5 protein-coding genes are annotated in these 6930 nt (G+C 66.5%); all 5 read left to right on the top strand.

What is annotated here, in order from left to right; genetic code table 11:
• Positions 1-81: 81 nt before the first annotated feature.
• The 5 genes from ABD260_RS27220 to ABD260_RS27200 all read left to right on the top strand — a co-directional run bounded on the left by ABD260_RS27220 (position 82) and on the right by ABD260_RS27200 (position 6821).
• Positions 82-891: a nucleotidyltransferase domain-containing protein gene (locus ABD260_RS27220; protein ID WP_344237785.1), complete on the top strand. Its 810-nt coding sequence runs from the start codon at positions 82-84 to the stop codon at positions 889-891.
• 496 nt (positions 892-1387) lie between these two features.
• Positions 1388-3610, top strand: a complete 2223-nt coding sequence (locus tag ABD260_RS27215) for an alpha-galactosidase (RefSeq protein ID WP_344237783.1) — start codon at positions 1388-1390, stop codon at positions 3608-3610.
• 36 nt (positions 3611-3646) lie between these two features.
• Positions 3647-4588, top strand: a complete 942-nt coding sequence (locus ABD260_RS27210; protein ID WP_344237781.1) for a carbohydrate ABC transporter permease — start codon at positions 3647-3649, stop codon at positions 4586-4588.
• Positions 4585-5466, top strand: coding sequence for a carbohydrate ABC transporter permease (locus ABD260_RS27205; protein WP_344237779.1), 882 nt, complete (start codon positions 4585-4587; stop codon positions 5464-5466). The genes ABD260_RS27210 and ABD260_RS27205 overlap by 4 nt, the downstream gene beginning before the upstream one ends.
• Positions 5466-6821, top strand: a complete 1356-nt coding sequence (locus tag ABD260_RS27200) for an ABC transporter substrate-binding protein (RefSeq protein ID WP_344237777.1) — start codon at positions 5466-5468, stop codon at positions 6819-6821. The genes ABD260_RS27205 and ABD260_RS27200 overlap by 1 nt, the downstream gene beginning before the upstream one ends.
• The last annotated feature ends 109 nt before the right edge of the window (positions 6822-6930 follow it).

Genomic DNA, 6930 nt, shown 5'->3' with positions numbered 1-6930 from the left:
CCTTCCGGAGCACAAGCTCCTGATCTCGGATGTCCGTCAAAACGGGGCAGCCCCACTGCGCAGCGGGGTGCGACTGGGCGGGTGGCTGGTGTCACGGGTGATGGGCGGTACGTGGTTCGGCTTGTTGATGGCCGGGAGACGGTGGCGGGGCGCGATCAGTTGAGTTTGCGTGCGGCATACCAGGACGAGGCGGTTGGGCTTGATCAGCCGGATGGGGATCGGCTGGTGCTGGAGCACACGATCTACGCGGCGGTGGTGGGGTCGCGGGCGTTCGGGCTCGATACCGATGAGTCGGATACCGATACGCGCGGGGTGTACGTGGCGCCGACCGAGGCGTTCTGGTCGCTGGTGAAACCGCCGGCGCATGTGGACGGGCCGGAGGTGGAGTGGTTCTCGTGGGAGGTCGAGCGGTTCTGCGAGCTTGCGCTGAAGTCGAACCCGAATCTGCTCGAGGTGCTGCACTCGCCGTTGGTTGTGCGGCAGACTCCGCTGGGTGAGGAGTTGGTCGGGCTGCGGCAGGCTTTTCTGTCACAGTTGGCGTACCAGACGTACTCCGGGTATGTGCTGAGTCAGTTCAAGAAGCTCGAGACGGACTTGCGGCGGGACGGGGCGCCGAAGTGGAAGCACGTCATGCATCTGATCCGCTTGTTGCTCGCGGGTCGGGAGCTGTTGCTTGAGGCAACTCTTGTGGTTGATGCCGGCAAGTACCGGGATCGGCTGTTGCAGGTCAGGCGCGGGGAACTGCCCTGGGACGAGGTGGAGCGCTGGCGGTTGCGGCTCCACGGGGAGCTCGACGACGCCCTACGACACACGAGCCTGCCCGCGACCCCGGACGTCACCCGAGTCAACAACTGGCTCCACTCGGTTCGCCGCCGCAACCTCAACCACTAACCTCAGCCGCTAAACACCAACCAGACGGTCCGGCTCACGGATGCCGCCCGCGGCGGCGCGGCGCGCAGGAGTGGGGCGCGCAGGAGTGGGAGCGCACAGGAGTGGGGGCGTGGCGCGCGTGAGTGGCGGCGCGCAGGTGTGGCGGAGTGGCGGGCGAGCTCGGTGGTCGGGATGTTCAGCCTGGCAACGGCCGGAAGCGGGGACGTCTAGCTGCGGTGCCCACATCTGGTGGTCGGCGCCGAGTGACGAGCCGAGCAGCACCACGTGCGCCTCGGCCGGAGCGGTCTCCACGTAGGAATGCTGAGGAGGTGGCCGGGGGTGGGGGGCTGCTGGGGAGGTTGGACGGAAGGTGCCGCGGACCGGGATGGGGTGGGGGCGCCGTTCCTTCGTTGTAACTGGCTCTTGTACTTACTTCACTTCGTGAAGCATTGACAAGTGGGCTGTGGCGGGAAATAGTTCCGTCCTGAAATCAATCAGAAAGCGGAGTGAATCAACAGTGTCGAACATTCTGCAGCTTCGGGGTGGTGGGGTCGGGCTGGTGCTGGACTGCTCCGGTCCGGGGCTTCCGTCCGTGCTGCACTGGGGTGCGGACCTTGGTGATCTGACCGCGAACGCGCTACTGGAGCTGCGCCGCGGCGCCGGCGGGGTGCAGGACGGGAACGGGCTGGACGACAACTGTCCGATCGCGATCGTGCCGGAGTACTCGGCGGGGTGGTTCGGTCTGCCTGGGCTGAACGGCCACCGCGACGGCCAGGACTTCTCGGCAAGCTTCGAACTCACCGGCGTCGAGCTAACCCGCGCCGAGCGAGCGGGCGCTGGGCGAGCGGGCGTCGAGCGGGTCGGCGGCGAGCGGGCCGCGGTCGAGCAGGCCGGCGTCGAGCAGGCCGGGGTCGAGCGGGGTGGCGGCGTTGTGCGGATTGTCGCGGCGGACGCGAAGGCTGGGCTGAAACTGAGCCTCGTGGTCGAGCTCACCGAGTCCGGGCTGGTGAAGACCAAAGCCGAGCTGACCAACACCGGCACGACGCCGTACACACTCGACGGCCTGTACCTCGCGCTTCCGGTGCCGACCGAGGCGACCGAGCTGCTTGACCTGACCGGCCGGCACATCGGCGAACGCCACCCGCAGCGGCACGCCTTCACCCAGGGTGCGCACGTCCGCGACAACCGCCGCGGCCGCACCGGCGCCGACGCCACCCTCCTGCTACTGGCCGGCACCGAGAGCTTCGGCTTCCGCAGCGGTGAGATCTGGGGCGTGCACACCGCCTGGAGCGGCAACCATCGCTCGTACGCCGAGCGCGGAATGAGCGGGTACGGCGTGATCGGCGGCGGTGAACTCCTCCTTCCGGGGGAAGTGCGCCTCGCCCCGAACGACACGTACGCGACTCCGTGGATCTACGGCTCGTACGGGATCGGGCTCGACGAGGTCTCGCACCGGTTCCACGAGTACCTGCGCTCCCGGCCGCACCATCCGCGGACCGAGCGCCCGGTCGTACTGAACACCTGGGAGGCCGTGTACTTCGACCTCGATCTGGACAAGCTGAAGGCGCTTGCGGACGCGGCCGCCGAGGTCGGGGCGGAGCGGTTCGTACTGGACGACGGCTGGTTCCGCGGCCGGCGGGACGATCACGCCGGGCTCGGCGACTGGTACGTCGACGAAGCCATCTGGCCGAAGGGTCTGCACCCGCTGGTCGACCATGTGAAGAGCCGCGGGCTGCAGTTCGGCCTGTGGGTCGAGCCCGAGATGGTGAACCCGGACTCCGATCTGGCCCGCGCGCACCCGGACTGGATCCTTGCCACCGGCAACCGGATGCCACCGACCGCGCGCCACCAGCAAGGCCTGAATCTTGGTATACCAGAAGCGTACGAGTACATCCTCGAGCGCCTCGACAGCATCCTGTCCGAGTACGACATCGCGTACCTGAAGTGGGATCACAACCGTGATTTCGTTGATGGTGGCAACCAGCACACCGGTACGGCGGGTATCCACGCGCAGACCGAAGCGGTATACCAACTGATCGACGAGTTGAAGCGCCGGCACCCGGGCCTGGAGATCGAATCGTGCTCGTCCGGCGGTGCCCGGGTCGACCTCGGCATTCTGGAGCGCACCGACCGGGTCTGGGGCAGTGACAGCAACGACGCGCTCGAACGGCAGACCATCCAGCGGTACACCCAGCTGCTGCTCCCGCCGGAGTTGATCGGCTGTCACGTGGGCCCACCGCGGGCGCACACCACCGGGCGTACGCAGACGTTGTCGTTCCGCGCCATCACCGCACTGTTCGGGCACTTCGGGATCGAGTGGGACATCGCCTCGGCAACGCCCGAGGAGCGCACCGAACTCAAGGGCTGGGTCGCCCTGCACAAGGAACTGCGCCCACTGCTCCACTCCGGCCGGGTGATTCGCGCGGACCGCGGCCCCGAGGACGTACTCGTGCATGGTGTCGTGGCGCAGGACAGTTCGCGGGCCGTGTTCGGGGTCGTCCAGGTGCGGCAGTCGGTGACGTCGGCGGTCGGCCGCGTACGCCTGCCGGGCCTCGACCCGCACCGGACGTACCGCATCAAGCAGGTCACGACACCCGGCCCGGCCTCGCGGTCCGCCGCTTGGTCGGCCGACGGTGAGAGCGTTGAGCTGACCGGCGCCGCCCTCGCCGCGGTCGGCGTGCTGATCCCCGCGCAATGGCCCGAGAACGCGATCTTGCTGGACGCAACAGCGATCGGGTAAGCCCGCCCGATCGCCGGACAGAGAAGGAGATCCCCCGTGACCACCACCAACGCACCACCCGACACCGACCGAAGTCACGGGGGACAGGCCGCACCGCCGGGGAAGCGGCGCAGCCTGGGAGACCTGAAGGTCGCCATCATCTTCCTCGCCCCGGCCACCCTCGGGTTCGTCGTCTTCTACATCTGGCCGACGCTGCGCGGCGCGTACTTGAGCTTCACCGAGTACAGTTTGCTCTCGGCACCGAAATTCAATGGGCTGGCCAACTACGAGCGGATGCTCCAGGACAGCTTCTTCTGGAACGCGCTCCTCGTCACGGTCGAGTACGTGGTGATCAACATCGGCGTCCAGACCGTGCTCGCGGTCGGGATCGCGATGGTGATGTACCGGCTGACCAAGTCGATCACCGTCCGCGCGATCATCCTGGCGCCGTACCTGGTCGCGAACGTCGTGGTCGCGCTGGTCTGGTACTGGATGCTCGACTTCCAGGTCGGCATCGTCAACCAGGCCCTCGGCTGGATCGGGATCGACCCGGTCGCGTTCTTCGGCGACTCGCACTGGGCGATCCCGACAGTTGCCGGAATCAACGTCTGGCGGCACATGGGGTACACCGCGCTGCTCGTCTTCGCGGGCCTGCAGACCATTCCGTCGTACGTCTACGAAGCCGCCGAGGTGGACGGATCGACCGAATGGAAGACGTTCTGGCGGATCACGCTGCCGCTGCTGCGACCCGTGCTGGTGATGGTCCTGGTGGTCACCATGATCGGGTCGTTCCAGATCTTCGACACGGTCGCCGTGACCACGCAAGGCGGTCCGATCAACGCGACCAGAGTGATCTACTACTACATCTACGAACGTGCGTTCACCCGGTTCGACTTCGGGTACGCGTCGGCGATGGCGCTCGTACTGTTCGTCATCCTCGCCGTGGTCTCACTGGTCCAGCTCAAGCTGCTGCGCGCACGGGAGAGTGATCTCGGATGAGGCGGCAAGTGAGTGTCGGGCGTACGGTCGCCTGGGTGCTGCTCTTCATCCTGCTGATCGTCACGCTGTTCCCGTTCTACTGGATGTTGCGGACCGCCTTCTCCGACAACACCCAGCTGCCCGGTCATCCGAGTTCGCTGCTGCCGGTGGAGAGCACGCTCGGTGCGTTCAAGCGCGTCCTCGGACTGGCCAGCATCGAGGAAGCCCAGGCCCAGGGCGGTTCCGGCGCGGCGGTCAACTTCTGGCTGTACCTGCGAAACTCGTTGATCGTGGCAACCATCACGACGGTATGCCAGGTGTTCTTCAGCGCGATGGCGGCGTACGCGTTCGCGCGACTGCGCTGGCCCGGCCGGGACAAGGTGTTCGCGCTGTTCCTGGCCGCGCTGATGGTGCCGCCGATCTTCACCACGCTGCCGAACTTCGTCCTGATCAAGAACCTCGGCCTGCTGAACAGCTTCGCCGGCATCATCCTGCCGGGGGCGTTCATGACCCCGTTCGCGATCTTCTTCCTCCGCCAGTTCTTCCTCGGCATCAACCGGGAGTTGGAGGAAGCGGCGATGATCGACGGCGCCGGGCACCGGCTGATCTTCTTCCGGCTGGTGATCCCGATGAGCGCCGCCCCGATCGCGACGCTGGGAATCCTCACCTACATCAACTCGTGGAACGACTACTTCTGGCCGCTGCTCGTCGGTCAGCAGGAGAACGTCCGGGTCCTGACCGTCGCGCTCGGTGTGTTCCGGTCGCAGACGCCGCAGGGTGGTCCGGACTGGGCCGGGCTGATGGCGGCGACGCTGATCGCGGCGCTGCCGATGATCATCCTGTTCCTCGCGTTCGCGAAACGGATCACCAACTCCATCGGCTTCTCCGGGATCAAATGATGAACCTCTCACGAAGGACCCTGCTGAAGGCAGGACTCGGCGCGCTCGCCGTACCGGCTGTTGCCGCCTGCAACAACGGTGCGGCGGCCCGGGGTGACGGCGAGATCATCTACTGGCTGTGGGATTCGGCGCAGTTGCCGATGTACACCGAGTGCGCGAAGGTGTTCCACCAGCAGAACCCGCAGTACTCGGTGAAGATCGAGCAGTACGGCTGGAACGACTACTGGTCGAAGCTGGTCACCGGGTTCATCTCGAACACCGCGCCGGACGTGTTCACCGGGCACTCGTCGAAGTACCCGCTGTTCGCGGACAAGGGGCAGGTGCTCCCGATCGACGAGTACGTGAAACGCGACAACGTTGACCTGGGCATCTATCAGAAGGGCCTCGCCGATCGATGGATCGGTGCTGACGGCAACCGGTACGGGCTGCCGAAGGACTGGGACACCGAGGTCTACTTCTACAACAGCGCGTTCACCGAGGCGGCCGGGATCAGTACCGAGCAGCTCAACTCGATGACCTGGAACCCGCGGGACGGCGGCAGCTTCGAGCAGATCATCCGCCGGCTGACGGTCGACACGAAAGGGCGGCGCGGCGATCAGCCGGGGTTCGACAAGGAGAACGTCAAGGTGTACGGGCTCGGGTACGCCGATGCGGGCGGTGGCGACGGGCAGACCAGTTGGAGCTGGTACGCGGCGAGCAACGGGTGGAAGTACTCCGAGGGTGAACCGTGGGGTACGAAATTCTTCTACGGCGACCCGAAGTTCACGGACACGATCGCCTGGTGGCGCGGGCTGATCACGAAGGGCCTGATGCCCACGTACGCGCAGGCCAAATCCGGGGTGGACGTGACCACGTCGTTCGGTGCCGGGAAGTACGGGATGACGCCGAACGGGTCGTGGATGCTCGGAACGTACGGTCAGCTGAAGCAGGTGAAGACGAAGCTGGCGCGGTTGCCGGTCGGGCCGATCGGGAAGCGGATGTCGATGATGAACGGGCTCGCGGACACGATCTGGGCCGGGACGACGCGGCGGGACGCGTCCTGGGCGTGGGTCAAGTTCCTCGGTTCGCAGACCGCTCAGGACATCGTTGCCAAGGCGGGCGTGGTGTTCCCGGCGGTGGCGGCGAGTATGCCGCTGGCGCGCGCGGCCTTCGCGAAGAACGGGTGGGATGTGACGCCGTTCCTCGAGCCGGTCGAGGACGGCAACGTGTTCCCGTACCCCGCGAACCCCAACGCGGCGGATGTGACCGCTGTGATGACGCCCGCGATGGAGTCGGTGATGTCGTTCGAGGCGGACCCCACGTCCCTCGCGAAGGCGAACGCCGACGTCAACAAGATCCTCGCGGCGAACGCCTGAACCCCGGCTTTGGGAAGCCACCACGTGTTTTTCGGGGCGTGGAAGGCGTGGTGGCTTCTCAGAGCGGGTCGGGGTTTGCCCTGGGGGTGTGTACGCCCGGGGGAGTAGG

This window comes from Kribbella hippodromi (assembly GCF_039531045.1).
Classification (GTDB): domain Bacteria; phylum Actinomycetota; class Actinomycetes; order Propionibacteriales; family Kribbellaceae; genus Kribbella; species Kribbella hippodromi.
Note: the sequence above shows the minus strand (reverse complement) of the source record. Positions and strands in the feature narration are given on the sequence as shown.